Below are 25,521 nucleotides of genomic sequence, written 5' to 3'. Positions count from 1 at the left end.
CCATGAACTCCACCCCGCCCACCCCGCTCAGCTACAAGGATGCCGGCGTCGACATCGACGCCGGCGATGCGCTGGTCGACCGCATCAAGCCGCTGGCCAGGAAGACGATGCGCGAAGGCGTGCTGGCCGGCATCGGCGGCTTCGGCGCGCTGTTCGAAGTGCCCAAGCGCTACAAGGAACCGGTGCTCGTCAGCGGCACCGACGGCGTGGGAACCAAGCTCAAGCTGGCTTTCGAATGGAACATGCACGACACGGTGGGCATCGACCTGGTGGCGATGAGCGTCAACGACGTGCTGGTGCAGGGCGCCGAGCCGCTCTTCTTTCTGGACTACTTCGCCTGCGGCAAGCTCGACGTGGACACCGCGGCTGCGGTGGTCGGCGGCATCGCCCGGGGCTGCGAGCTCAGCGGCTGCGCACTCATCGGTGGCGAAACGGCCGAGATGCCGGGCATGTATCCGGCCGGCGAATACGACCTCGCCGGCTTCGCGGTCGGCGCGGTCGAGAAGTCCAAGATCCTCGGCGGACAGGACGTCAAGCCCGGCGACGTGGTGCTGGGCCTGGCTTCCGCCGGCGTGCATTCCAACGGCTTCAGCCTGGTGCGCAAGGTGATCGAGCGCGCAGGCGCCGACTTGCCTGCTTCGCTGGATGGCCGGCCTTTCCGCGATGCCGTCATGGCACCGACGCGGCTCTATGTGAAGCCGGTGCTGGCGGCCCTTGCCAAGCACCCGATCAAGGCGCTGGCCCACATCACCGGCGGCGGCCTGCTCGAGAACATTCCGCGCGTGCTGCCCGAAGGCACCGCCGCGCATCTGACGAAGGGAAGCTGGCCGCAGAGCGAACTCTTCGCCTGGCTGCAGAAGGTGGCCGGCATCGACGACCTCGAGATGAACCGCACCTTCAACAACGGCATCGGCATGGTGGTCGTCATCGACCCGGCCGAGGCCGCCGCCTGCGCCGCCACGCTGCGTGCCGAGGGCGAAACGGTGCACGAGATCGGGCGCATCGCCGAGCGCGGCACCGGCGCGGCCGTGGTCGTGGCCTGACCAGAATCCCCCGCGTGAGCGACATCGCGCCCCCCCTGCCGCCGTCACGCAAGTTGCTGACGGCGAGCTACCTGCTCATCGCCGGTGCCCTGCTGCTGATCATGTGGCAAGGGCTTCTGCCCGGCCTGCTGTGCGTGTGCGTGGGCTTTCTCGGCACGCGCTGGCTCGCACGCTGGGTCGATACGGGCCTGCAGCGAATCCGGCCGAGGCGTGTGCTCTCCACGGATGGACCGTCGTCCGGCGCGCGCATCGTCGCCGCCACGCTGGTCTCGCTGGCGCCGATCGGACTGCTGACGCTCGCCTTCTCGGAAGCGCGCGAATTCGTGCTCAACGCGCCCGAGCAGTACCAGGAACTGCTCGACTTCATCGCCCGCACCGTGCTGGAGCTGCGGCTCAAGCTGCCGCCGGACATCGGCGTCTACCTTCCCGAAGGCACGGCCGAGGTGCAGCGTGTCATCGCCGGCTACCTGCGGGCGCAGGCCGGCGCGCTCGCGGTCACCGGCCGGGCCTGGCTCGGCGGCTTGCTGTTCGCGTACGTCGGGTTGCTGGTCGGCACGCTCGCCGCGGTGGCGCGGCACACTTCCACCGGACGGCCGCTGGCCGAGGCGCTCAAGCAGCGCGTCACCTTCTTCGGCCAGGCCTTCGGGCAGATCGTGGCGGCGCAGTTCTGGATCGCCGCCTTCAACACCCTGCTGACCGCGATCTTCCTGCTCTTCGTGCTTCCGATGTGGAAGATGGACCTGCCCTACACCCCGGCGCTGATCACGCTCACCTTCGTCGCGGGGCTGGTGCCGATCGTCGGCAACCTGCTGTGCAACATGGTGATCACGCTGGTGGGCCTGTCGGTGTCGCCGATCACCGCGCTGGCCTGCCTGGGCTTCCTGATCCTGATCCACAAGGCCGAGTACTTCATCAACGCCAAGGTGGTCGGCGCGCGCACGCAGATGGGCGTCTGGGAACTGCTGGCCGTGATGTTCGTGGCCGAAGCGGTGTTCGGGCCGGCGGGGCTGGTCGCGGCGCCCCTGTTCTACGCTTATCTCAAGAAGGAACTGCAGGCGGCGCAACTGGTCTAGAGCCGCTGCAACGCGATGTCCGGATCTGATCGATTCATGTCCGGCCGGACGCGGACACCTTGCTAGAAGCCAAGAAGAATCGGGGGCATCATCCACCCCTCAGGAGATTGCTTCCATGAAGTCCTGTCTGATTGTGATCGACGCCCAGGAGTCGTTCCGCCACCGCCCCTACTTCGCACCGCGCGATTTCGCACCCTACGTCGAGGCGCAGAACGAGTTGATCGAGGGCTGCGCGGCTGCAGGCATCCCGATCGTCCGCGTCTTCCACGTCGATGGTCCGGCCGACCCCGGCAACCCTTTCGCGCTCGAATCCGGCCACGTGCGCGCCCTGCCGGAGCTGGTGCCCTTCGAGGCGGCCGCCACGTACACCAAGCATCGGCACAGCGCGCTGGTGGGCACCGGCCTCGATGTCTGGCTCACGGAGCAGGGCATCGGCCACGTGATCGTGAGCGGCATCCGCACCGAGCAGTGCTGCGAGACGACCACGCGCCATGCGTCCGACCTGGGCTGGACAGTGGATTTCGTGGCCGACGCCACCCTCACCTTCGACATGCGGCAGCTTGACGGACAACCGCTGTCGGCCGCCGAGATCAAGGCTCGCACGGTCACCGTGCTCGACGGTCGCTTCGCCAAGGTCTGCACCGTCGCGCAGGCCTTGAAGCGGGCCGGGGCCGCCGCGGCCGCCGCCGCCTGAGGACGACGCGCGACGATGGGCAGCGCCGGGCAGATCCGCGTCGTATTCGTGCTGCTGCCGCACAGCCTGGTGCTCGACTGGGCGGGGCCGGCCGAGGCGCTGCGCATCGCGAACCAGCTCTTGCGCGCCAGCGGCCAGGACGAGCGATTCGCGATCGAATTCGCTTCGCCGAGCCCGAAATCGGCCGGCTCGGTCGGCATCACGCTCAGCGGACTCGCGCCGCTGCCGACGCGATGGGAGGGGCCGGCCTGGGTGGTGCTCGTGGGCTTGCCGGGACAGACCATCTCCACCGGCGGGGCGGAGGCGCAGGCCCTGCTGCACTGGTTGCGCGGTCTGCGCTTCGTTGCCGGCCAGCTCGAACTGGTGACCGTCTGTGCCGGCGCCCTGCTCGCCGCGCATGCCGGCGCGCTGGCCGGGCGGCGCGCCACCACGCATCACCATCATCTGGACGAATTGAGGCAAGTGGAGCCGCGCTGCGACGTCGTCACCAACCGCGTGTTCGTCATCGACCCGCCGCTCTACAGCAGCGCCGGCGTGACCACGGGCATCGACTTGATGCTGCATCGCATTGCCGAGACCTGTGGCGAGGCGCTGGCGGCGAAGGTTGCCCAAACCATGGTGGTGGCGTTGCGCCGCGGTCCGCAGGACCCGGAGCTTTCGCCTTTCCTGGCCTACCGCAACCACCTGCACCCGGCATTGCACCGCGTGCAGGACGCGGTGAGCGAAACGCCGCAGGACGATTGGAACGTGCCGCGCATGGCCGAGATCGCCCACACCTCGCCGCGCCACCTGACGCGCCTGTTCGTCGAGCATGCCGGCACCGCGCCGCTCGCCTACCTGCGTCGCCTTCGGCTCGCGACGGCCCAACTCGCGCTGCAATCAGGCGCCAGCGTGACGCGGGCCGCCGAGTTGTCGGGCTTCGGTTCGGATACGCAACTGCGCCGTGCGTGGCGGCAGTTCGGGCTGGCAGGTTCGCCGGGCTCACCGGGTTCGTGACGGCTTCTCAGAGGTAGCCGCAGAAGCGCAACACGTGCCCGTCGGGCTCGCGAATCGCGAATTCGCGCAGGCCCCAGGGTTGCGAGGTCGGCGGCTCGATCACGCGAACGCCGCGCTTCACGTACGCCTCGTGCAGGCCGTCGACGTCTTGGCCGACGTGGATCACGATCTCGCCGCGCCAGGGCTCGGCCTCGCGCCGGCCGCATTGCCACAGCCGGATGTAGACCGGGTCGCCGTAGGTGCGGTCGCCCTTCTTCACCCGCGCATAGCTCGGAGGCTCGCCGGCGATGAAGTCGAGCTCGAAGCCCAGCACCTCGCAGAAATAGCGCGCAGCGCGGGCCGCATCGGCCACCGGCAGCACCGGCTGGATGCCGTGGAACTCGTGCTGCGTGCCCAGGTCGGCAGGTGCGGCCTTGCTGCTGCTGTCCTGCGTCATCAGCTCTCCGCCCGCCGCAAGGCGGCGACGCGCTCGGTGATGGCGTCGAGGTCGAGTGCGTCTTCCGCGTGCGCGAGGTAGGTTTCGAGATCGCGCATGGCGAGCGCGGTATTGCCTTGCTCCGCATGGGCCAGGCCGCGATCGCGATGCTCGCCCCAGGCTTCGGGCAGAAGCGCGACCAGGCGGTCCTGCACGACGATGGCGCGCTGCCAGTCCTCTTGCGCGCGGTGGATTTCCTTCAGGTTGCGCAGCATGCGGCCGATGATCTCGCGCGGCGACGCCGGTTGAAGGTACAGGCCCAGCGGCACGTCGAAGTCGCCCACCAGGCCGCTGCTGCGCTTGTACGGCTCGAGCCGTTCACTCAGTTCTTCGCGCGACAGCGACTTGCCGGTGAACGGGTCGATCACCACCTGGCCCTTCGGCAGCGTGACCTTGAGCATGAAGTGCCCCGGAAAGCCCACGCCGCGCGCCTGCAGGCCCAAACCATGGGCCAGCTCCATCCACAGCACGGCCAGCGAGATCGGGATGCCGCGGCGCGTGCGCAGCACGGCGTTGAGATAGCTGTTGTCCGGGTCGTAGTAGTCGTTGACGTTGCCGCCGAAGCTCAGGTCGTGAAAGAAGAACTGGTTGAGCGCGCGCAGCCGCTGCAGCGGAGCGGCATCGGCCGGCAGGCGGCGCTTGAGGCGGGCGAGCAGTTGGTCCACATCGCCCAGCACCTGCTGGACATCGAGCTCGGGGTATTCGTCCTGCGCCAGGCTGGCGGCGGCTTCGAGCAGGGGGAAATGGTCGTCGCTGCGCACGAGCGATTGAAAGTACTCGAGCGCAGTGGGCGCCTGGAAGCTGAACGTCATGTGTCTTTGTAGAGGAGGCCACGCCGAGCGTCAAGGCAGGGCAAGCACGCTTGGAATCAGTGGCGGACGAAGCTGCGGAGCTTGACGCCCGTCAATGCCAGCACCGCGAAGTAGAGCAGCCCTGCGCCCGTCACCAATGCAGCCAGAAGGCCGATGCGCAGCATGCGCTGCGCCTGCAGGGCGATCCAGTCGAAGTGCCGATCGCCCCAGAAAAGCAGCGCGCCCAGCACGGCCGTGGCCGCCAGCACCTGCAGCAGGAAGCGGCCCCAGCCCGGCTCGGGCGTGTAGCTGCCGCGGCGAAGCAGGCCGATCAGCAGCCACAGCGCGTTGACCATCGCGCCGATCGCGATCGTCAGCGTGAGCGCCGCATGCTGCAGCACCGGCACGAGAACGATGTTCAGCAACTGCGTGAGCACGAGCACGGCCACGGCGATCAGCATCGGCGTGCGCGTGTCGTGCTTGGCGTAGTAGCCCGGCGCCAGCACCTTGACCGCCACCAACCCGACCAGCCCCACGCCGTAGCCCATCAACGCCAGACTGGTGCGCTGAACGTGGAATTCGTTGAAGGCGCCGTTGTGGAACAGCACCGCGACCAGCGGACGCGAAAAGATCAGCAGCGCCAGCGCGCAAGGCACCGACAGCAGCACGACCAGGCGCAGCCCCCAATCGAGCATGGCGGAGTAGCGCGCATCGTCCTTGGCGGCTCGCGCGCCGGCGAGCTGCGGCATCAGCACCACGCCCAGCGCCACGCCGAGCAGTGCGGTCGGAAACTCCATCAACCGGTCGGCGTTGGTGATCCAGCTCACGCTGCCGGTCGCGAGGTGCGAGGCGATCTGCGTGTTGATCAAGAGCGAAATCTGCGCCACGCTCACACCGATGAGCGCCGGCAGCATCAGGCGCGCGATGCGGCGCGTGTCCGCATCGGCCCAGGCCGTGCGGATGGCCGCCCAGCGCAGGCCGATGCGCGGCATCATGCCCAGCGCGCGCAGGGCGGGAATCTGCAATGCCAGCTGCAGCAGGCCGCCGAGCATCACGCCGGCGCACTGGGCATAGATGGGCTCGATGCCGATGCGCTTGAACCAGGGCGCGCCCACGGCGATCGACAGGATCAGCGCGAGGTTGAGCAACACGGGCGCGGCCGCGGGCACCGCGAACTTGCGCCAGGTGTTGAGAATGCCGCCGGCCAGCGCCACCAGCGACATGAAGCCGATGTACGGAAACATCCAGCGCGTCATGAGCACGGCCGCATCGAAGCTCTCGGGGTTCTTCTGCAAGCCGCTGGCCATGGCCCAGACCATGAGCGGCGCACCCACCACGCCCGCGATGCAGAACAGCACCAGGAGCCAGGTCAGCAGCGTCCCCACATGGTCGACCAGCGCCTTGGCGCCGGCATCGCCGCGCTCGGTCTTGGCGGCGGCCAGCACGGGCACGAAGGCCTGGCTGAAGGCGCCCTCGCCGAACACCCGCCTGAAAAGATTGGGAATGCGGAACGCGACGTAGAAGGCGTCGGTCATGGCGCTGACGCCGAACACCGAGGTCATGAGCACGTCGCGGATGAGCCCGGTGATGCGGGAAGCGAGCGTCAGAAGCGAGACGGTGGAGGCGGATTTGAAGAGCGACACGGCCGGAAGTGTATGTGCCGGGGCATCGTCGTCCGGGGCCTGGCGCCCGCCCAGCCGGGCCTGGCTATAATCGAGGGCTTTGCTGCATCATCTCCAGACACTGTAAGGAACACCAGCCATGGCATCCACCAAGCCCAAAAAGAAGAACCCACGCCTCGCGTCGGGCCGCAAACGCGTCCGCCAGGACACCAAACTCAATGCAGCGAACACCTCGCTGCGCTCCAAATACCGCACCGCGGTGAAGAACGTCGAGAAGGCCGTCGTGGCCGGCGACAAGACCAAGGCGGCTGAACTGTTCGCCAAGGCCCAGAGCATCGTCGACAGCGTCGCCGACAAGGGCATCTTCCACAAGAACAAGGCGTCTCGCGACAAGAGCCGCCTGGCAGCCAAGGTCAAGGGCCTGGCTCTCGCCGAGAAGGCCGCCGCCTGACGTCATCAGGCAAGCCCGGACCGGCCACCCGCCAGTCCGCCGTTTGATCGGGGTGCGCTGCAGCAAAGTGAAAAACCGCCTTCGGGCGGTTTTTTCATGGGCGCAAGGGTTCGGACAGCGGCCTATTGGCGAAGCCCGGCTGGCGGCGGAACGTCGGGCACCAGGCAGGCCTCGGCCACCTGCAGGTCGTTGTCGCGGGCGAAGTTCATGACGAAGTCCCAGGCCATCACCTCGGCGTCGCGCAATTCGCGACTCACCACCACGCACTTGATGCCGTTGACGACCGTCGGCACGCACCACGGCGAATAGCTCAGATGGCTGCCCGGCTGCGGGCCGCCGGGACGAAACGAGCACATCACGCCAGCCAGCCGCTCCGCCCAGTCGCTCGGGCGAAAGGTCCGGCCATCTTTGGTGATGCCCTGGATGAAGACTTCTTTGGCGGAGGGAGAGACCATGGATCGCGGGGAAACACCGGATAAGCCGGATGACGCGGGGGGACGCAGTGATGATGCAGCCACGTGCTGCGCTGCACAAAGGATTCTATCCACCGCCCCTCTCACGACGTGGGAGCGGGACATTGCTGTGATGCGCAATCCTCAACGACGCTGTCAAAACCCACCCCTAGAATCCCTCTTCCCCTGTACCGGAGATCCCATGAGCGCCAATGCCGCCCCCTCGTCGCCCCATGTCATGAATACCTATGGCCGCCTGCCGATCGCGCTGTCGCACGGCCAGGGCTGCCGAGTCTGGGACACCGAGGGCCGAGCCTACCTGGACGGGCTCGGCGGCATCGCGGTCAACACGCTGGGCCACAACCATCCCGAGCTGGTGCCTGCCCTGCAGGATCAGATCAGCAAGCTGATCCACAGCTCCAACTACTACCACGTGCCCGGCCAGGAAAAACTGGCGACCAAGCTGACCGAGCTGTCGGGCCTCACCAACGCCTTCTTCTGCTGCACCGGCCTCGAGGCCAACGAGGCTGCGCTCAAGCTGGCACGCAAGTTCGGCCATGACAAGGGCATCGAGCGCCCCGAGATCGTGGTGTACGAAGCCGCCTTCCACGGCCGCAGCATCGCCACCCTGTCGGCCACCGGCAATCCCAAGGTGCAGAAGGGCTTCGGCCCGCTGGTCGAGGGCTTCATCCGGGTGCCGCTCAACGACATCGAGGCCCTCAAGAAGGCCACCGATGGCAACCCCAACGTGGTCGCCGTGTTCTTCGAGACCATCCAGGGCGAAGGCGGCATCCACCCGATGCGCCTTGAATACCTGCGCCAGGTGCGCCAGCTCTGCGACGAGCGCGACTGGCTGATGATGATCGACGAGGTGCAGTGCGGCATGGGCCGCACCGGCAAGTGGTTCGCGCACCAATGGGCCGGCATCAAGCCCGACGTGATGCCGCTCGCCAAGGGCCTGGGCTCGGGCGTGCCGATCGGCGCGGTGGTGGCCGGCCCGCGTGCCGCCAACATCTTCGGCCCCGGCAACCACGGCACCACCTTCGGCGGCAACCCGCTCGCCATGCGGGCCGGCATCGAGACCATCCGCATCATGGAAGAGCACAAGCTGCTCGAGAACGCGGCCAACGTGGGCGAGCACCTCAAGAGCGCCCTCCAGCGCGAGTTGGGCACCCTGCCCGGCGTGAAGGACATCCGCGGCCAGGGCCTCATGCTCGGCATCGAGCTCGACCGCCCCTGCGGCGTGATCCTCAACCGCGCCTGCGACGCCGGCCTGCTGCTCAGCGTCACGGCCGACAGCGTGATCCGCCTGGTGCCGCCGCTGATCCTCAGCGTGGCCGAAGCCGACGAGATCATCGCGATCCTCGTGCCGATCGTGAAGGCCTTCCTCGCGGAGCCGACGCCATGAGCAACGGACCGGCCCTTCGCCACTACCTGCAGTTTTCCGACTTCACGGCCGACGACTACGGCTACCTCTTCGAGCGCGCCGCACTCATCAAGAAGAAGTTCAAGGCCTATGAACGGCACCAGCCGCTCACCGACCGCACGCTGGCCATGATCTTCGAGAAGGCGTCCACACGCACCCGCGTGAGCTTCGAGGCCGGCATGTACCAGCTCGGCGGCAGCGTGGTGCACCTGACCACCGGCGACAGCCAGCTCGGCCGCGCCGAGCCCATCGAAGACAGCGCCAAGGTCATCAGCCGCATGGTCGACCTGGTGATGATCCGCACCTACGAGCAGACCAAGATCGAATCTTTCGCGGCGCATTCGCGCGTGCCGGTCATCAACGGGTTGACCAACGAGTTCCACCCCTGCCAGATCCTGGCCGACATCTTCACGTACATCGAGCACCGCGGCTCGATCAAGGGCCGCACGGTGGCCTGGGTGGGCGACGGCAACAACATGGCCAACACCTGGCTGCAGGCCAGCGAGATCCTCGGCTTCAAGGTGCACGTGAGCACGCCCAGCGGCTACGAGGTCGACCAGTCGATCGCCGGCATCCGCTCGGCCGACAGCTACCGCGTGTTCAAGGACCCGATGGAAGCCTGCCGCGGCGCCGACCTGGTGACCACCGACGTGTGGACCAGCATGGGCTACGAGGCTGAGAACGAGGCCCGCCGCGCCGCCTTCGCCGACTGGTGCGTGGACGAAGACATGATGCGCGCGGCCCAGCCCGACGCCCTCTTCATGCACTGCCTGCCCGCGCACCGCGGCGAGGAAGTGCAGGCCGAAGTCATCGACGGCCCGCAATCGGTGGTGTGGGACGAGGCCGAAAACCGCATGCATGCGCAAAAGGCGCTGATGGAGTACCTGCTGCTAGGCCGCCAGCCGGACTGAATCCCGACGTCGAACCCCGAGCCGCGGCCCTGCGGCTTGTTTCCACCCTGTTGGAAATAACCGACACCACGACTCCTCGCGCGGCGCTACCTTCGCGCCATGAACCAACGCATCTGGGATATCTCGCCGCCCGTGCTCGAAGGCGCGCCGGTGTTTCCCGGCGACACGCCCTATCGCCAGCGCTGGGCCGCGACCATCGCGCCGGGCTGCCCGGTCAACGTCAGCGAAATCACGCTCTCGCCGCACGTCGGCGCGCACGCCGACGCGCCCCTGCACTACGACCCTGCAGGCCAGACCATCGGCGCGGTGGACCTGGCGCCCTACCTCGGCCCCTGCCGCGTGATCCATGCGATCGACGTCGGGCCGCTGGTCGAATGGGCCCACATCGCGCACGCCGCCGGAGACCTGCCGCCGCGCGTGCTCGTGCGCACCTATCGCCAGGCGCCCGTCGACCGCTGGGACGGCGCCCTCGCCGCCTACGCGCCGTCCACCATCGAACGTCTGGCCGGACTCGGCGTCACGTTGATCGGCATCGACACCGCCAGCATCGACCCGGCCGACAGCAAGACGCTCGACAGCCACCAGGTCATCCGCCGCCTCGGCCTGCGCGTGCTCGAGAACCTGGTGCTCGACGACGTGCCCGAAGGCGACTACGAACTGATCGCGCTGCCGCTCAAGCTGGTGACGGCCGATGCCTCCCCCGTGCGCGCCGTGCTGCGCGAACTCCCCACTCGAAGACCATGAACCTCGACGACTGCCGGCGCCTCGACGCCGAAGACCCGCTCGCCGCCCTGCGCGGCCATTTCATCCTGCCCGAGGGCGTGATCTACCTCGACGGCAATTCGCTGGGCGTGCTGCCCCGCGCGGCCCCCGCGCGCATCGCCGAGGTCGTGAGCCAGGAATGGGGCGAGGGCCTGATCCGCTCCTGGAACAGCGCCCGCTGGATCGACCTGCCCCAGCGCCTGGGCGACAAGCTCGCGCGCCTGATCGGCGCCGCGCCCGGCGAAGTGGTGTGTACCGACGGCACCTCCGTCAATCTCTACAAGGTGCTGTTCGCCGCGCTGACCCAGATGAAGAACAGCGGCCGAAAGGTCGTCGTCAGCGAACGCAGCAACTTCCCCACCGACCTCTACATCGCCGAATCGCTGTGCCGCGAGCGCGGCTTCACGCTGAAACTCGTGGACGACGCGAGCGAGTTGCCCGCGGCGATGAACGATGAATTCGCCGTGCTGATGCTGACCCACGTCAACTACCGCACCGGTGCCATGCACGACATGAAGGCGCTCACCGCCGCCGCCCATGCCGCCGGCGCGCTCGCGGTATGGGACCTTGCGCACAGCGCTGGCGCCGTGCCGGTGGCGCTCAACGACTGCGATGCCGACTTCGCGATCGGCTGCGGCTACAAGTACCTCAACGGCGGCCCCGGCGCGCCGGCCTTCGTCTGGGTGCATGCGCGCCATGCGAGCCGCTTCGAGCAGCCGCTGTCGGGCTGGTTCGGCCACGCGGCGCCCTTCGAGTTCTCGCCGCACTACCGCCCGGCCCAGGGCGTGGCGCGCTACCTGTGCGGCACGCAGCCGATCATTTCGCTGTCGGCGCTCGAATGCGGGCTCGACAGCGTGCTCGCGGCCGAGGCCCACGACGCCGGCCGCGGCAGCATGGCCGCGCTGCGCACCAAGTCGCTGGCGCTGACCGATGCCTTCATCACGCTGGTGGAAGAACGCTGCCCCGGCCGCTTCGCGCTGATCACGCCGCGCGCGCATGTGCAGCGCGGCTCGCAGGTCTGCCTGGCGCTCGCCGACAACGGCCCCGGCGCCTATGCCATCGTGCAGGCGCTGATCGCGCGCGGCGTCATCGGCGACTACCGCGCCGGCGACAGCCAGATGCCCGACATCCTGCGCTTCGGCTTCACGCCGCTATACCTGGGCTTCGTCGATGTCTGGAATGCCGTGGAGCACCTGGTGCAGGTGGTCGAGCTCGACGAGTGGAAGCGCCCCGAGTTCAACCAGAGGCTCGCCGTGACCTGAGGGCAGGACCATGAGCACCACACGCCCGCCCGAAGCGGCTTCTTCGCCCACCGAACGCATCGTCCACGACGAAGGCGCGAAGCTCGACTTCAGCGCCTCGATGAGCTACAGCGACTACCTGGGCCTCGACGCCATCCTCAACGCCCAGCACCCGCGCTCGCCGGCGCACGACGAGCTGCTGTTCATCGTGCAGCACCAGACCAGCGAGCTGTGGATGAAGCTCATGCTGCACGAGCTGCGCGCGGCCATCCGCAACATCGCCGAGGACGAACTCGCCAGCGCCTTCAAGATGCTGGCGCGGGTGTCGCGCATCATGGAGCAGCTGGTGCACGCGTGGGACGTGCTGGCCACCATGACGCCCCCCGAGTACAGCGCCATGCGGCCCTACCTGGGCAGTTCCAGCGGCTTCCAGAGCTGGCAATACCGCTGCATCGAATTCGCGCTCGGCAACAAGAACGCGGCCATGCTCAAGCCGCATTCGCACCGCCCCGAGCTGCTGGCCGAGGTCGAAGCAGCCTGGCGCGCACCTTCGCTCTACGACGAGGCATTGCGCCTGCTCGCGCGGCGGGGCCTCGACGTTCCGGCCGACCACGTCGAGCGCGACTGGACCCGGCCCTACGAGCCCAGCGACGGCGTCGAGCAAGCCTGGCTCGTGGTCTACCGCGACCCCAAGAACCACTGGGACCTGTACCAGCTCGGCGAGGAGCTGACGGATCTCGAAGACGCCTTCCGCCTCTGGCGCTTCCGCCACGTCACCACGGTGGAGCGCGTGATCGGCTTCAAGCGCGGCACCGGCGGCACGGGCGGCGTGAGCTACCTGCGCAAGATGCTCGACGTGGTGCTGTTCCCCGAGATCTGGAAGCTGCGCACGGACCTCTGACGCACAGCGAGCCGGCCGACGCCCCGGTTACTTCGACCGCGCCGAAGTCATCGCACGCAACTCGTCCAGCAGCTTGACCGCGGGCGCAGGCAGGATGCCGCCGCGCCGGCGGAACGCGGTGAGCGTCCGCTTGTCGTCGGCGCCCGCGATATTCAACGAGTCGATCATGCCCGCCTTGAGGTCGGCGTCGAACATCGGCTCGGGCATCCAGCCGATGAAGCCCGAGTGCGAGATCAGGCTCTTCAGGCTGGTGACAGACCGCGTCTCGACCACGATGTTGGGCATCGGCAGGCCCTGCCGGCTCAACATCCGCTTCAAGTGCTCGTAGGGCTCGGTGCCCTTGGGCATGAGCGCCCAGCGCTCGCCGAGCGTGTCCGCCAGCGTGAGCTTGCGCCGCTTGCGCAACGGATGCCGCCGGCTCGCGACGACCGTGCTGCTGTCGAACCAGCGGCAGTCCTTGACGGGCTCGATGTCCTCACCGGCATCGGCCTCGACCGCGAGTGCGAGATCGATCTCGCGCGACACCAGCGCGTTGGCCAGCCGGTCCCAGACGCCTTCGATGATCTGCACCTTGAGCCTGGGCCACTTGCTCGTCACCGAGCCGATGGCCAGCGGCAGCACATGGCATGCGATGCTCGCGACGGCGCCGACGCGGATCGTTCCCCGTGCCAGGCCCAGCATGGCCTGGATCTCTTCGCGGGCCTGTTCCGATTCGCGCTGCAGCATCGACGCATGCGGCATCAGCGCCTGGCCCACGTCCGTCAGCTGCATGCCCTTGGAGTGCCGCTCGAACAGCGGCGCCCCGACCTGCTCTTCGAGCCGGCGGATCGTCCGGCTCAAGGCCGGCTGCGTGATGTTCAACGCATTCGCCGCGCGGCCCAGGCTGCCCGAGGACACGATCGCATTGAAGGCGATGATCTGCTGCATCTCGAAAGTCATGCCCGGAGGTTATGACTTTCTCGCGATAAAGCAATATTCAAGGCAGGCCGCGCCCGGAATACTCCGCTCCAACAACGGAGGCACTTCATGCAGACCACGGTGCGGGACTCGGTCCTGGACTTGATGCGCAGGTTCGGAATGACGTCGGTGTTCGCCAACCCGGGCTCGACGGAGTTGCCGCTCTTTCGCAACTTCCCGTCCGACTTCAGGTACGTCCTGGGGCTTCAGGAAGCGACCGTCGTCGGCATGGCCGACGGCTATGCCCAGGCCACGCGCCGCGCGTCTTTCGTCAACCTGCATTCGGCAGCCGGCGTCGGCAATGCCATGGGCAACATCTTCACGGCCCACAAGAACCAGACGCCGATGGTGATCACGGCCGGCCAGCAGGCGCGGTCCATCCTGCCCTTCAGCCCCTTCCTCGCATCGAACCAGGCAGTCGAGCTGCCCAAGCCCTACGTGAAGTGGAGCGTCGAGCCCGCCCGCGCGGAGGACGTGCCGCCCGCCATCGCGCGCGCCTACTACTTGGCGATGCTTCCGCCGCGTGGCCCCGTGTTCGTGTCGATTCCCGTCGACGACTGGGACAGGCCGGCCGAATACGTGCCGGCCCGCGACGTGAGCACCGAATTGCGCGTGCAGCCCGACACGCTCGAGAAGATCGCCCATGCGCTCGATGCCTCGCAGCGCCCGGCCTTGGTGGTGGGCGGCGCAGTGGACCGCGACGGCGCATGGGACGACGTCATCCGATTGGCGGAGTTGCACAACGCGCGCGTCTGGGCCGCGCCCATGTCCGGTCGCTGCAGCTTTCCCGAAGACCACCGCCTCTTCGCAGGCTTCCTGCCCGCGCACAGGGAAAACATCGTCGCACTGTTGAGCGGCCACGACGTCATCCTGGCCATCGGTGCGCCCGCATTCACGTACCACGTGGAAGGCGACGGCCCGCACGTGCCGGACGGCGCGGCGCTCTACCAGATCACCGACAACCCCGAGACCGCGGCATGGACGCCGGTCGGAACCTCTGGCGTCGGCAGCATCCGCCTGAGCGTGCGCGAGTTGGCGACTCATCGCCCCACCAATGCGCGCGAAGCGCCGGGGAAGCGCCGCGCACCGCAGCGGGCCGAGCCATCGACCGTCATGTCGGTGGCGTATGCGCTGCAAGCGCTCGGCGAAGTGAAGCGCCCCGACGACATCGTGGTCGAAGAAGCCCCGAGCGCGCGGCCGGTCATGCAGGCCTACCTTCCCTTCACGCAAAGCGAAACCTTCTACACGATGGACAGCGGCGGCCTCGGCTACGGCATGCCGGCTGCCGTCGGCGTCGCGCTGGGCAAGCCGGGTCGGCGCGTCGTCTGCCTGATGGGCGACGGCTCCAGCTTGTATTCGATCCAGGCCATCTGGAGCGCGAAGCAGCTCGGCCTGCCCATCACCTTCGTCATCCTCAACAACCGGCGCTACGCGGCGCTGCAGGACTTCGCGCCCGTGTTCGGCTTCGCGGCCGGTGACGCGGTGCAAGGCACCGACCTGCCGGACCTCGACTTCTGCTCGCTGGCGATCGGCATGGGCTGCCCCGCGCGCAAGGTCGGCGCGGCCGCCGATCTGCATGCGGCCTTCGAGAAAGCGCTGGCATCGAACACGACCAATCTGCTGGAGCTCGACGTGCAGTGAAGCGCAAGCCCAGGCGCACCGACATATCCGAATCCATTCAACACCAGGAGACGACGATGAGAAGAAGACTTCTACAAGCATCCCTCGCGATGGCGCTGCTGCCCGCCTTCGCAGTGGCCAACGCCCAGCAGGACAAGCCCATCGAGTGGGTCGTTGGCTTCGTCGCGGGGGGCGGCTCCGACGCCGTGGCCCGCACCGTGGCCGAAGCGATGGGCAAGACACTGAACCGCACGATCATCGTCAACAACAAGCCCGGCGCGGGCACCAACATCGCGGCCGAGTACGTGGCCCACACGCGCGACATCAACAACGTGATGTTCACCGCGGACTTCGCGACGCTGGCGGCCAACCCCTCGCTCTTCGCCAAGCTCAACTACAACGCCGAGCGCGACTTCGTGCCGGTCGGGCTGCTGGCGCGCTTTCCGCTGTTCCTGGTCGTCAACAACAACGTGCCGGTGAACAACTTCCGCGAGTTCCAGGCGTGGGCCAAGGCGCAGGGCAACCCGGTCAGCTATGCCACGCCGGGCCTGGGCACGCCGCACCACCTGGCCACCGAGTTGCTGGCGCAGCGCAGCGGCCTCAAGGTGACGCACGTGCCGTACAAGGGCGGCGCCGCCGCCATCATCGACGTCATCGGCGGCCAGGTGCCCTTCATGCTGATCGACAGCGGCAGCGTGGTGCAGCACATCGCGGCCGGCAAGGTCAAGGTGATCGCAGTGGCCAACCGCGAGCGGCTGAAGAACTACCCCCAGGTGCCGACGCTCGCGGAGCAAGGCGTCACCGGCTACGAAGCCTATGCGTGGCAGGGCCTGGTCGCGCCCAAGGGCACGTCCGCCGCAACCGTGCAGCAATGGGCCCAGGCTCTGCAGACGGCGCTCAAGGCGCCGGCCGTGCTGTCGAGGTTCGATGCGCTGGCGCTCGAGCCGCTGCCCGGCACGCCGGCGCAGATGCTCGACTTCTGGATGAGCGAGCGCGAGAAGTGGCGCCAGGTGATCCAGGACGTCGGCATCAAGCTCGACTGATGCCCGATATGCTGACCCGATGCTGATCAACACGAGCGACTACGAGAAGAAGGCGAACTGCGCACTCCCCAGGTTCGTCTTCGACTACCTTCGCGGCGGGGCGGAGGACGAGCAGACGCTGCGCCTGAACATCCAGGATCTCGCGAAGGTCCGCCTCATGCCCAATTGCCTGGCGGGCAACGCGCACATCGACCTGTCCGTCGAACTCTTCGGCGAACGCTGGAGCGCACCCTTCGCCGTCGCTCCCATCGGCCTGTGCGGCCTCGTGCGCCCTCGCGGCGACGCCATGCTGGCGCGGGCGGCGGCACGCGCCCGCATTCCCCACATCCTGTCGACGGCGTCGAACACGCTGATCGAGGATTTGCACGAGGCCGACGCACCGGCGTTGCAATGGCTGCAGCTCTACGTGCTGTCGGACCGCTTGTTCGCCGAGCGGCTGCTGAAGCGGGCCAAGGCGGCCCGCTTCGGCGCGCTGGTGCTCACGGTCGACGTGCCGGTCAGCGGTGCGCGCGAGCGCGATGCACGCAACGCCTTCCGGCTGCCCTTTCGCGTCACGCCCAGTCTCGCCCTCGACGTGCTGCGACGGCCCGGTTGGCTGTCGCGGCTGGCCCGGGGGGGCTCACCGCAGTTCGTCAACCTCGTGCCCGAAGGCAAGGCCGGCGATGCCCAGGCCCAGGCGGCCTTACTGGCGCGCGAGATGGACCGCACGCTCGACTGGAGCAGCCTGCAGTGGGTGCGAAAGCACTGGGACGGGCCGCTGCTGCTCAAGGGCATTCTTCACCCCAAGGATGCCCAGCGCGCCCTTTCGCAGGGCGTGGATGCGATCGTCGTCTCCAACCACGGCGGCCGCCAGTTCGACGGCGCGCCCTCGTCGATCAGCGCCTTGCCCGGCGTAATCGATGCGGTCGAAGGCCGCAAGCCGGTGCTCGTCGATGGCGGCTTCAGGCGCGGCACGGACGTGCTCAAGGCCCTGGCACTCGGGGCCCACGGGGTGCTGCTGGGCCGCGCCCCGGTCTACGGGCTGGCCGCCGATGGAGAGCAAGGCGTCGACGCCGTGCTGGCGATGCTGCGGCAGGAACTCGAGCGCGCTGCGGCGCTGCTGGGCGTGACGGCCATGGGCGACGTCGGCCGGAACCACCTGGCGCCGGCCGAGTGGCTACCCTAGAACATGCCGTTGTCGTTCGCGGCCTTCTCCGGCACGGGTTGGTTGACGTCCCAATGCTCGACGATCTTGCCGTTCTCGAGCTTGAAGATGTCGATGATCGCGTTGCCGCGCGTGTTGGGTTCGCGCAGGGCGTGGACGTGCAGGATCACGTAGTCGCCCTCGACGAACGAGCGCTTGATGATGCTGCGCGACTGCGGAAACTTCTCGGCGAGGAAGGCGATGAACTTGCGAAAGCCCTCGGGGCCGTCCGCGGCATTGGGGTTGTGCTGAACGTAGCGGTTGCCGACGTGAACCAGCGCGGCATCCGCGTTCTTCTGGTTCAGGCCTTTTTCGTAGAAATCGAGCACCGCGGCGCGATTGGCCTCTTCGGCAGGCGTGCCGGCAGAGGCGACCGGAGCGAACGACATCTGGACGGCGATGGCGCCAATGGCCAGCAAGCAGGAAATCTTTGAAGAGTGACGCATGGAGGTTCGGGAATGAAAAGCGCCAGGATCGGCCGGACGATGCTAGAGGCAGCACGGCCGAAGAAGGAGCCCCGTGCGTGCAATTCTGTGTCGCGGCATCGTTGACAAATGGATCGCCTGACCGCCTCCGAAGTGTTCGTGGCGATCGCCGAGCGCTCGTCCTTGAGCGCGGCCGCGGACGCCCTGGGCATGTCGCGCGCCATGGTCTCGCGCCATCTCGTCGACATGGAATGCTGGGTGGGCGTGCGCCTGTTGAACAGGACGACACGAAGCATCTCGCTCACGCCGGGTGGCGAGGAAGCGTTGAGGCGATGCAGGGACATGCTGTCGCACGCCCGCCAACTGGCCCAGTCGCGGCCCGTCGACAGCCACCCGCTGCGAGGCCAGATCCGCATGAGCTGTTCGCATTCGCTGGGGCAGGCGACGCTGGCGGCCGCCGTGTCCGCGTTTCATCGGGATCATCCCGACGTGGGTGTGGCGCTTGCCGTCGACAACCGCGCGCTGCACCTGGTGGACGATCGCGTCGATCTGGCCGTTCGCATCCATTCGGGGCTCGACGGCAGTTTGGTCGCCCGGCCACTCGGGGTGTGCATGTCGGTGCTGTGCGCCTCGCCGAACTACCTCGCGCGCCGGGGCATGCCGAGGGCGCCCGCGGATCTGCTGCACCATGACTGCGCCGTCTATGCGCCGCTGGGCCTGTCGAGCTGGAGGCTGCGCGCGCGTCAGGACGAGGCCGCCGTCGACGTGCCGATCCGAAGCCACCTGTGCGCCGACGATTCGCTCTTCCTGCTGGCGGCTGCTCTGGACGATGGCGGCATCACCATGCAACCCTACCTGTCGGTGGCCAAGCATCTCGAAGCCGGGCAACTGGTGCAGGTGCTGCCGGACTTCGAGCCGCCCGCCCTCGACGTGTGTGCCATCTATGCGACGAGGGCACACATGGCGCCCCAGGTCCGCGCGATGCTGGACCACCTGGTGGCCTGGTTCGAGCGCCCTGCGGTGAAGGCACTGCTGCTCGGGACCGGGCCGGCTACTGCACGTCCGGCGCCGCGGCCGGAAAGCGCGCGGCCGACAGCCGGTCTTGCACGGCACGCGCTGCGACCTTGAGGTCCGCGAGATGGCGCTCCACGATCTGCTGCTCGGTGGCCACGGCCGGCAGCCACGCGCAGCTCATGCAGGCGACCACTGCGCCATCCAGAACGATGGGCACCGAGATCGCGCCGAAGCGCTCCGGCGAATCCATGCTGGTCGGGCTCGGGTCGCGCGACGCATAGCCCTGCGCTCGATATCGGCTCGCCCAGTCGCGGGCGCCGTGCGATTTCAATGCCGCGCGGTCGACCTCGTAAGGCGAGCGGGCCAGCGCGTCGAGCAGCCGCCGGCGCTCGTCATCGGGGCAGAAGGCCAGGTAGCAGCGGCCCAATGACGACAGCAGCAGCCGCGGGCGGAAGCCCAGCACCCGGTAGTTGACGGCGAGCCCGTTGATCGGCCGGTTGGTGTCGAGGATCAGCATCGCCAGTCCGTCGCGCACCGCCAGGTCGATGGGCCAGGGCACGACCTTCTGGAGCTGCTCCCGCGGCTGCGTCGCCAGGGCCGACAGGCGCGTGCGCCATGCCACCGCGAGCCCCGACTCGCCGGGGCTCGCCGCCGGCACGTAGCGGTTCTCGACCTCGTTGCGCGCGATCCAGCCGGCCTCCTGCAGCGTCTTCAGGATGCGAAGCAAGGTCGCCTTCGACAGCGAGGTCTGGCGGTGCAGGTCCGCCAGCGTTGCCGCGGACGACTGCTGGATGGACCAGAACACGTCGAGCCCCCGCCGCAGGGCGGTGATCGACTTCACGCCGGGCGCAGGGCCGGCGCCGCGGAATGCATCGCGCTTCGATTGGTTCATTGAGTGAAATTATGTCTGGCGGCGCGGGGTCGCGAATTCCAGAATTCGCACGCCTTCTTCAACCACCTGCTGCGGGCCAAGCCCGGGAGCCACCCACATGAACACCCTTCGTCGTCAACTTGCGCTCGGTGCCCTCGCGCTCACCTGCGGCTATTGCTCCGCCATCCTTCCGGCGGCAGCCCAGACGGCCTACCCGGCCAAGCCGATCTCCGTCGTCGTCTCCTACCCGCCCGGCAGCGACACCGACTCGATCGCGCGCATGCTCGCCGAGCGCTTGTCGCAGCGCCTGAACCAGCCCGTGATCGTCGACAACAAGCCCGGCGCCGGCGGCACGATCGGCAACGGCTTCGTCGGCCGTGCGGCGCCCGACGGCTACACGCTGCTGTTCACGCCGAACCCGTTCACCACCGCGCCCATGGTGATGCGCCTGTCGCCGGCCGCCAGCTACGACGTGCTCAACGGCTTCGAGCCGATCGTGCAGATCGCCACGCAGCCCCTCGTGCTGGTCGCGTACCCCGGCGTCGGCGTGAAGTCGGTGCCAGAGATGATCGCGCTGACCAAGTCGGGCAAGTCGCTCACCTACGCGAGCCCCGGCGCGGGCTCGCCGATGCACATCGTCGGCGAATGGCTGAACCGCGCCGCCAACGTGAAGATCACGCACGTGCCCTACCGCGGCGTCGCGCCCTCGGTCAACGACGTGGTGGCAGGCCACGTGGACACGGCGTGGGTCACGCTCGGCGTGGTGAGCCAGTACACCAGCACGGCCCGGCTCACGCCGCTGGCCATCGGCGACGCCAAGCGCTCGCCGCTCGCGCCCAACGTGCCCACGCTGGTGGAAGCGGGCTACAAGGACGTGGTGGTCGGCGCGTGGAACGGCTTTTTCGCGCCCAAGGGCACGCCGGCGGACGTGGTGCGGCTGCTCAACAGCCACCTCAACGAGATCGTCAAGTCGCCCGAGGTGGTGGCCAAGCTCGCGACCTTCGGCGCCCTGCCGGTCGGCGGCGCACCCGAGGTGCTGGCCAAGACCAACGCCACCGAATACCAGGCGATGGGCAAGCTGATCAAGGACCTGGCCATCACGGCCGACTGAGGCGGCTCCCATGAGCGAATCCACGCTGGGCACCTCGGTGCCCCAGGTCAACGCACGCGCCAAGGTGATGGGCCGCGCGCAGTATGCGGGCGACATCCAGCTGCCCGGCATGCTGCACGGGAAGGTGCTGCGCAGCCCCTACCCGCACGCGCGCATCGTGCGCATCGACACCACGCAGGCCCTGGCGCTGCCGGGCGTCAAGGCGGTCGTGACGGGCGCCGACGGCCCGCAGGTGCCCTGGGGCGTGCACCACAAGGAGCGGCTCACGCTGGCCCGCGACGTGGTGCGCTTCGCCGGCGAGGAAGTGGCTGCCGTCGCTGCGACCAGCGAAGACATCGCGCGCGACGCGCTGGACCTGATCGAGGTCGAGTACGAAGAGCTGCCCGCCCTCTTCACGCCCGAGGAAGCGCTCGATGCCGAGGCGCCGACCGTGCATCCCGGCCGCGCGAACAACGTGTCGCACGAGATTCGATTCGAGCGTGGCGACGTCGACACGGCCTTCGCACAAGCCCACCTGGTGCATGAGGCCACGTACAGCACGCATTCGCAGTACCCGGGCTACATGGAGCCGATGGCCTCTGTGGCCATGGTCGACCCCGACGGCCGCCTGCAGGTGTGGACCTCCACGCAATCGGCCTTCCTGGCACGCGCGCGCCTGGCCGCCGTGCTGGAGCTGCCGGTGTCGCGCGTCCGCGTGATCCAGTCGACCACCGGCGGCGGCTTCGGCGGCAAGATCATCGAAGACGCCAACAGCCTGATCGCCGGCGCGCTCGCGCTGCGCACCGGCAAGCCGGTGCGGCTTGTCAACAACCGGCTCGAAGACTTCCTGGCCTGCTGCACCAGCGTGCCCGAGCGCATCACGCTCAAGCTGGGCATGAGCCGCGACGGGCGCATCGTCGCCAAGGACGTGCGCATCGTCGCCGACTGCGGCGCCTACAGCGGGCTCTCGGCCGAGGTGATGCACGTCAGCGCCATGCGCAGCGACAACATGCACCGCAATCCCAACGTGCGTTCGCACGCCACGCTGGTCTACACGCACACGCCGCCGCACGGCGCCTTTCGCGGCTTCGGCGGCACGCAGATGCTGTTCGCGCTGAACAGCCACCTCGACACCATGGCGCGCAAGCTGGGACTCGACCCGCTCGACGTGCATCGCCTCAATGCCCTGGAGCGCGGCGAGACCTCGGTGCATGGCTGGAAGATCGGCAGCACGGGCCTGGCCGAGTGCCTGGCGCAGTGCACCGAAGCCATCGGCTGGCACACCCGCCGCGGCCGCATCGCCGGCCACGGCGCCAAGCGGCGCGGCCTGGGCCTGGCCGCGGCCATGCACGTGAGCGGCAACCGCACCATCGGCGACTGGGACGGCTCCACCGTCATGCTGAAGGTCAACGAGGACGGCCGTGTCGTCCTGCACTGCAGCGAGGCCGACATGGGCCAGGGCGCGATGACCATGCTGACCCAGGTGGTGGCGCACGAGCTCGACATTCCGCTGGCGCACGTCCACGTCGTCGCACCCGACACCGACAGCGCGCCCTTCTGCATCGGCTCGCTGGCCTCGCGCGTCACCATCGCGGCCGGCAACGCGGCCATCGTTGCGGCGCGGGCCGCGCGCGACAAGCTGATGGACCAGGCGGCCACGATGCTGCAGGCACCGGCTGCCGAGTTGCAGTGCGCGGGCGGCAGCGTGCACCTGCGCGCTGCGCCGGAACGCAGCCTGACGCTGGCCGAGCTGGCCCGCGCGCACCTCTGGCGCCACGGCGGCGAAGGCATCCAGGTCACCGGCAGCTGGGATGCGCGCACCGAGATGTTCGACAAGAACACGCTCATGGGCAACATCGCACCGGCCTATTCCTTCGCGGCGCAGGCGGTCGAGGTCGAGGTCGACACCGAGACCGGCCAGGTCACGCTGGTCGACAGCTTCGTCTCCGACGACTGCGGCAAGGCCCTCAACCCGCTCGCTGTGCACGGCCAGAGCAACGGTGCGGCGGCCCAGGCCATCGGCTGGACGCTCTACGAGCGCCTGCAGGTGGAAGACGGTCGCATCGTCAACGGCAACTTCGCCGACTACACGATGCCCTCGCCCGACGCCCTGCCCATGCTGCGCAGCGGCATCGTCGAATCGAACGACCCCAACGGCCCCTACGGCGCCAAGGGCGCGAGCGAAACCGCCATCCTGCCCGGCCCGGGCGCCATCGCCAACGCCGTGTTCGACGCGGTCGGCGTGCGCATCACCGAGCTGCCGATTACGCCCGAGAAGGTGCTGGCCGCGCTGCGCCGCCGCGAGGAGCCGCGCCATGCATGACTTCGAATTCCTCGAACCGCGTACCGTGGCGGAAGCCAGCCGCATGCTGGCCGACCTGGGCGACGAATGCCGCGTAATGGCCGGCGGCACGGCCTTGCTGCTGGCGATGCGGCAGCGCATGGTGGCGCCCTCGCACGTGGTGTCGGCCCTGCGGCTCGATGGCATGTGGGGCATCAATTTCGATCCGCAGCAGGGCCTGCGCATCGGCGCGCTGGTCAGGCACGCCGAGCTGGCGCGCGCCGACGTCGTGCGGCAGCACTACCCGACGCTTGCCGCCATGGCCGCGCAGGTCGCCAACCCGCAGGTGCGCAACCAGGGCACGCTGGGCGGCAACCTCTGCTACGCCGACCCGGCCACCGACCCGCCCGGCTGCCTGATGGCGCATGGCGCCCAGGTGGTGCTGGGCAGCGCGCGCGGCGAGCGCACGCTGTCGATCGAGGAATTCCTCGTCGACTACTACGTGACCGCGCTCGAACCCGACGAACTGCTGGTCGCCATCCGCGTGCCGCCGCCGCAGCCCGGCGCCGACGGCCGCTACACGCGCTTCTTGCGCACGGCTGCCGAGCACCGGCCGCTCGCCAGCGTGTCGCTGGTGGTGCGGCGCGATGGCGCGCTGTGCCGCGAGGCGCGGCTGGTGGTGGGCGCCTCGGTACCCGTGCCGGGCCGCCTCGCCCGTGCCGAGGAATTCCTGCGCGGCAGGACCGTCGACCCGATGGTGGCTGCGGAGGCCGCCGACATCGTCGCGGCCGAGATCGACCCGATCTCGGACAACCGCGGCACCGCCGACTTCCGGCGCGACATGGTCCGCATCGCATGCCGCCGCACCATCGCCGACCTGTTCGGCCTGACTGGAGAAGAGACATGAGCCTTCACACGATCGCATTGGTCGTCAACGGAGAGCGGCAGGAGACGCAGGTTTCCGCGCGACGCCTGCTCGCCGACTTACTGCGCGACGACCTGCACCTCACGGGCACCAAGCGCGGCTGCGAGACCGGCGTCTGCGGCGCCTGCTCGGTGCTGGTCGACGGCGAGGTCGTGAAGTCCTGCCTGTCGCTGGCGGTGCACGCCGACGGCTGCGCCATCACCACCGTCGAAGGCCTGGCCCGCGGCGACGAGCTTCACCCCGTGCAGGACGCCTTCATGCGCTGCGGCGGCCTGCAGTGCGGGTATTGCACGCCGGGCTTCGTCATGGCCTCGTGCGCCTTGCTCGCGAAGAACCCCCACCCCACGGAGCACGAGGTCCGCAAGGGCCTCAACGGCAACCTGTGCCGTTGCACCGGCTACAGCCAGATCGTGGAGTCCGTGATGGACGCCGCGGAAATGATGCAAAAGAACGTGCAAGAGAAGGTGCCCCATGGAAATTGAAAAGACCCTGGCCATCGCCGCGCCGCCCGCGCGCGTGTGGGCCCTGTTGCTCGACCCCGAGGTGATGGGCGGCTGCGTGCCCGGCATGCAGTCGATCGAGGTGCTGAGCCCCACCGAGTACAAGGCCGTGATGGCCGTGAAGATCGCTTTCATCAGCGCGAAGTTCAGGCTCAAGACGACCATCCTCGAGCAGCGCGCGCCGCACTACCTGCGCTGCGAAGGCACGGGCGAAGACGCCTCGGTCGCGAGTTCGCTCAAGCAGCAAAGCGAGATGGTGCTGGACGAGCAGCCCGACGGCAGCACCGCGCTGCGCATGAAGGTCAAGGTCGACGTGCTGGGCCGGCTGGGCAGCTTCGGCCTGAGCGTCATGAAGACCAAGGCCGATCGCATGTGGGACGAGTTCGGGCAGAACCTGGCGAAGCGGATCGAGGTACAGCAGGATGGGCCGGGCGGGCCGGGGTCGTCCGATGCCGACGTGGCGCGGCCCGTGGCCGAACCTGCTGCGCCCACCAAGCTCATTGCACCCACCGCATCGACATCGCATGTGCTGGGCGTCGCGCAGCAACTCGTCGAGCACGAGGCCGTTGCTGTCCGGCCGACACCCATCGGCTGGTGGCCGCGCCTTCTGGGCGCGCTCTCGAAGCGCGATACGCCGCCGAGTCCACGCCACATCCGCATCGATCTGATGCGTGACGGCGCCGCCGTCACCGTCCATTGGCCCTTGGAAGCGGCCGCCGAATGCGCCGCGCTGTTGCGCGACTGCCTGCGGCCGGCAACCGTGAAGGAATGACG

At 68.5% G+C, this 25,521-nt stretch carries 26 protein-coding genes; 19 read left to right on the top strand and 7 right to left on the bottom strand.

The features are described 5' to 3' along the window. The first annotated feature begins 2 nt into the window (after positions 1 to 2). The 4 genes from purM (at position 3) to B0W80_RS17400 (ending at position 3,806) form a co-directional block, all read left to right on the top strand. Complete coding sequence (gene purM, locus B0W80_RS17415) at positions 3 to 1,043, top strand: phosphoribosylformylglycinamidine cyclo-ligase (RefSeq protein ID WP_077000429.1); 1,041 nt, start codon at positions 3 to 5, stop codon at positions 1,041 to 1,043. A 5-nt stretch (positions 1,044 to 1,048) separates the two neighbouring features. Beyond that, on the top strand, positions 1,049 to 2,116 hold the full coding sequence (locus tag B0W80_RS17410) for an AI-2E family transporter (protein WP_373038752.1): 1,068 nt from the start codon (positions 1,049 to 1,051) through the stop codon (positions 2,114 to 2,116). Between the two features lie 115 nt (positions 2,117 to 2,231). After that, on the top strand, positions 2,232 to 2,810 hold the full coding sequence (locus tag B0W80_RS17405; protein WP_077000428.1) for an isochorismatase family protein: 579 nt from the start codon (positions 2,232 to 2,234) through the stop codon (positions 2,808 to 2,810). Between the two features lie 15 nt (positions 2,811 to 2,825). Further along, positions 2,826 to 3,806: a GlxA family transcriptional regulator gene (locus tag B0W80_RS17400; RefSeq protein WP_077000427.1), complete on the top strand. Its 981-nt coding sequence runs from the start codon at positions 2,826 to 2,828 to the stop codon at positions 3,804 to 3,806. Positions 3,807 to 3,813: 7 nt separating this feature from the next. Here the strand turns inward: B0W80_RS17400 and B0W80_RS17395 are convergent, their stop codons facing one another. From B0W80_RS17395 to murJ, 3 genes are read right to left on the bottom strand one after another with little or no spacing between them, the layout of a single operon-like run. Further along, a complete protein-coding gene (locus B0W80_RS17395; RefSeq protein WP_077000426.1) occupies positions 3,814 to 4,242 on the bottom strand; it encodes a VOC family protein in 429 nt (142 codons plus the stop codon). Further along, positions 4,242 to 5,093, bottom strand: coding sequence for a SirB1 family protein (locus B0W80_RS17390; protein WP_077000425.1), 852 nt, complete (start codon positions 5,091 to 5,093; stop codon positions 4,242 to 4,244). Before B0W80_RS17390 ends, B0W80_RS17395 begins: the two co-directional genes overlap by 1 nt. A 56-nt stretch (positions 5,094 to 5,149) precedes the next feature. Next, positions 5,150 to 6,715 carry a murein biosynthesis integral membrane protein MurJ gene (gene murJ, locus B0W80_RS17385; protein ID WP_077000424.1) on the bottom strand — a complete coding sequence of 522 codons (1,566 nt, stop codon included), beginning with the start codon at positions 6,713 to 6,715 and terminating at the stop codon, positions 5,150 to 5,152. A 118-nt stretch (positions 6,716 to 6,833) separates the two neighbouring features. Here murJ and rpsT point away from each other — a divergent pair, with 118 nt between their 5' ends. After that, positions 6,834 to 7,145 (top strand): 30S ribosomal protein S20, encoded by a 312-nt coding sequence (gene rpsT, locus B0W80_RS17380; RefSeq protein WP_077000423.1) that lies wholly within the window; start codon positions 6,834 to 6,836, stop codon positions 7,143 to 7,145. Positions 7,146 to 7,267: 122 nt separating this feature from the next. On the opposite strand, the gene B0W80_RS17375 is transcribed toward rpsT, so the two are convergent. After that, entirely contained in the window at positions 7,268 to 7,600 is a 333-nt protein-coding gene (locus B0W80_RS17375) for a DUF3579 domain-containing protein (RefSeq protein ID WP_077000422.1), read from the bottom strand. Positions 7,601 to 7,799: 199 nt separating this feature from the next. Here B0W80_RS17375 and B0W80_RS17370 point away from each other — a divergent pair, with 199 nt between their 5' ends. The 5 genes from B0W80_RS17370 to kynA all read left to right on the top strand — a co-directional run bounded on the left by B0W80_RS17370 (position 7,800) and on the right by kynA (position 12,838). After that, entirely contained in the window at positions 7,800 to 9,005 is a 1,206-nt protein-coding gene (locus tag B0W80_RS17370; RefSeq protein ID WP_077000421.1) for an aspartate aminotransferase family protein, read from the top strand. After that, complete coding sequence (gene argF, locus B0W80_RS17365) at positions 9,002 to 9,934, top strand: ornithine carbamoyltransferase (protein ID WP_077000420.1); 933 nt, start codon at positions 9,002 to 9,004, stop codon at positions 9,932 to 9,934. The genes B0W80_RS17370 and argF overlap by 4 nt, the downstream gene beginning before the upstream one ends. Before the next feature lie 99 nt (positions 9,935 to 10,033). After that, positions 10,034 to 10,678, top strand: coding sequence for an arylformamidase (kynB, locus tag B0W80_RS17360; RefSeq protein ID WP_077000419.1), 645 nt, complete (start codon positions 10,034 to 10,036; stop codon positions 10,676 to 10,678). Then, entirely contained in the window at positions 10,675 to 11,958 is a 1,284-nt protein-coding gene (gene kynU, locus B0W80_RS17355; RefSeq protein ID WP_077000418.1) for a kynureninase, read from the top strand. The genes kynB and kynU overlap by 4 nt, the downstream gene beginning before the upstream one ends. Before the next feature lie 10 nt (positions 11,959 to 11,968). Beyond that, positions 11,969 to 12,838: a tryptophan 2,3-dioxygenase gene (gene kynA, locus B0W80_RS17350; protein WP_077000417.1), complete on the top strand. Its 870-nt coding sequence runs from the start codon at positions 11,969 to 11,971 to the stop codon at positions 12,836 to 12,838. Positions 12,839 to 12,865: 27 nt separating this feature from the next. Here kynA and B0W80_RS17345 read toward each other — a convergent pair whose 3' ends face one another. Beyond that, the gene (locus tag B0W80_RS17345) at positions 12,866 to 13,777 is read right to left on the bottom strand and encodes a LysR family transcriptional regulator (protein WP_077000416.1); all 912 of its coding nucleotides are present in this window, start codon (positions 13,775 to 13,777) and stop codon (positions 12,866 to 12,868) included. Positions 13,778 to 13,864: 87 nt separating this feature from the next. On the opposite strand from B0W80_RS17345, the gene mdlC reads away from it, so the two are divergent. Genes mdlC through B0W80_RS17330 form a run of 3 tightly spaced genes read left to right on the top strand, consistent with a single transcriptional unit; the run spans position 13,865 to position 17,623 of the window. Beyond that, entirely contained in the window at positions 13,865 to 15,436 is a 1,572-nt protein-coding gene (gene mdlC / locus B0W80_RS17340; protein WP_077000415.1) for a benzoylformate decarboxylase, read from the top strand. Between the two features lie 56 nt (positions 15,437 to 15,492). Next, positions 15,493 to 16,458: a tripartite tricarboxylate transporter substrate binding protein gene (locus B0W80_RS17335; RefSeq protein WP_077000414.1), complete on the top strand. Its 966-nt coding sequence runs from the start codon at positions 15,493 to 15,495 to the stop codon at positions 16,456 to 16,458. 19 nt (positions 16,459 to 16,477) lie between these two features. Continuing rightward, the gene (locus tag B0W80_RS17330; RefSeq protein WP_077000413.1) at positions 16,478 to 17,623 is read left to right on the top strand and encodes an alpha-hydroxy acid oxidase; all 1,146 of its coding nucleotides are present in this window, start codon (positions 16,478 to 16,480) and stop codon (positions 17,621 to 17,623) included. Here B0W80_RS17330 and B0W80_RS17325 read toward each other — a convergent pair. Then, entirely contained in the window at positions 17,620 to 18,030 is a 411-nt protein-coding gene (locus tag B0W80_RS17325; RefSeq protein WP_256856607.1) for a nuclear transport factor 2 family protein, read from the bottom strand. The genes B0W80_RS17330 and B0W80_RS17325 overlap by 4 nt on opposite strands. Positions 18,031 to 18,195: 165 nt before the next feature. Here B0W80_RS17325 and B0W80_RS17320 point away from each other — a divergent pair, with 165 nt between their 5' ends. Next, complete coding sequence (locus B0W80_RS17320; RefSeq protein ID WP_077000411.1) at positions 18,196 to 19,194, top strand: LysR family transcriptional regulator; 999 nt, start codon at positions 18,196 to 18,198, stop codon at positions 19,192 to 19,194. Here the strand turns inward: B0W80_RS17320 and B0W80_RS17315 are convergent. After that, complete coding sequence (locus B0W80_RS17315; protein ID WP_077000410.1) at positions 19,118 to 19,972, bottom strand: helix-turn-helix domain-containing protein; 855 nt, start codon at positions 19,970 to 19,972, stop codon at positions 19,118 to 19,120. The genes B0W80_RS17320 and B0W80_RS17315 overlap by 77 nt on opposite strands. Before the next feature lie 97 nt (positions 19,973 to 20,069). On the opposite strand from B0W80_RS17315, the gene B0W80_RS17310 reads away from it, so the two are divergent. Genes B0W80_RS17310 through B0W80_RS17290 form a run of 5 tightly spaced genes read left to right on the top strand, consistent with a single transcriptional unit; the run spans position 20,070 to position 25,519 of the window. After that, on the top strand, positions 20,070 to 21,062 hold the full coding sequence (locus tag B0W80_RS17310) for a tripartite tricarboxylate transporter substrate binding protein (RefSeq protein WP_077000409.1): 993 nt from the start codon (positions 20,070 to 20,072) through the stop codon (positions 21,060 to 21,062). A gap of 10 nt (positions 21,063 to 21,072) precedes the next feature. Then, complete coding sequence (locus tag B0W80_RS17305; protein ID WP_077000408.1) at positions 21,073 to 23,364, top strand: xanthine dehydrogenase family protein molybdopterin-binding subunit; 2,292 nt, start codon at positions 21,073 to 21,075, stop codon at positions 23,362 to 23,364. Further along, a complete protein-coding gene (locus tag B0W80_RS17300) occupies positions 23,357 to 24,229 on the top strand; it encodes a xanthine dehydrogenase family protein subunit M (protein ID WP_077000407.1) in 873 nt (290 codons plus the stop codon). The genes B0W80_RS17305 and B0W80_RS17300 overlap by 8 nt, the downstream gene beginning before the upstream one ends. Next, positions 24,226 to 24,729, top strand: coding sequence for a (2Fe-2S)-binding protein (locus B0W80_RS17295; RefSeq protein ID WP_077000406.1), 504 nt, complete (start codon positions 24,226 to 24,228; stop codon positions 24,727 to 24,729). The genes B0W80_RS17300 and B0W80_RS17295 overlap by 4 nt, the downstream gene beginning before the upstream one ends. Further along, positions 24,719 to 25,519 (top strand): CoxG family protein, encoded by an 801-nt coding sequence (locus B0W80_RS17290; RefSeq protein WP_077000405.1) that lies wholly within the window; start codon positions 24,719 to 24,721, stop codon positions 25,517 to 25,519. The genes B0W80_RS17295 and B0W80_RS17290 overlap by 11 nt, the downstream gene beginning before the upstream one ends. Positions 25,520 to 25,521 lie beyond the last annotated feature (2 nt).

The organism is Variovorax sp. KK3, assembly GCF_001984055.1.
In the GTDB taxonomy this organism is placed as follows: domain Bacteria; phylum Pseudomonadota; class Gammaproteobacteria; order Burkholderiales; family Burkholderiaceae_C; genus Variovorax.
This window is presented reverse-complemented; position numbering and strand designations above follow the sequence as displayed.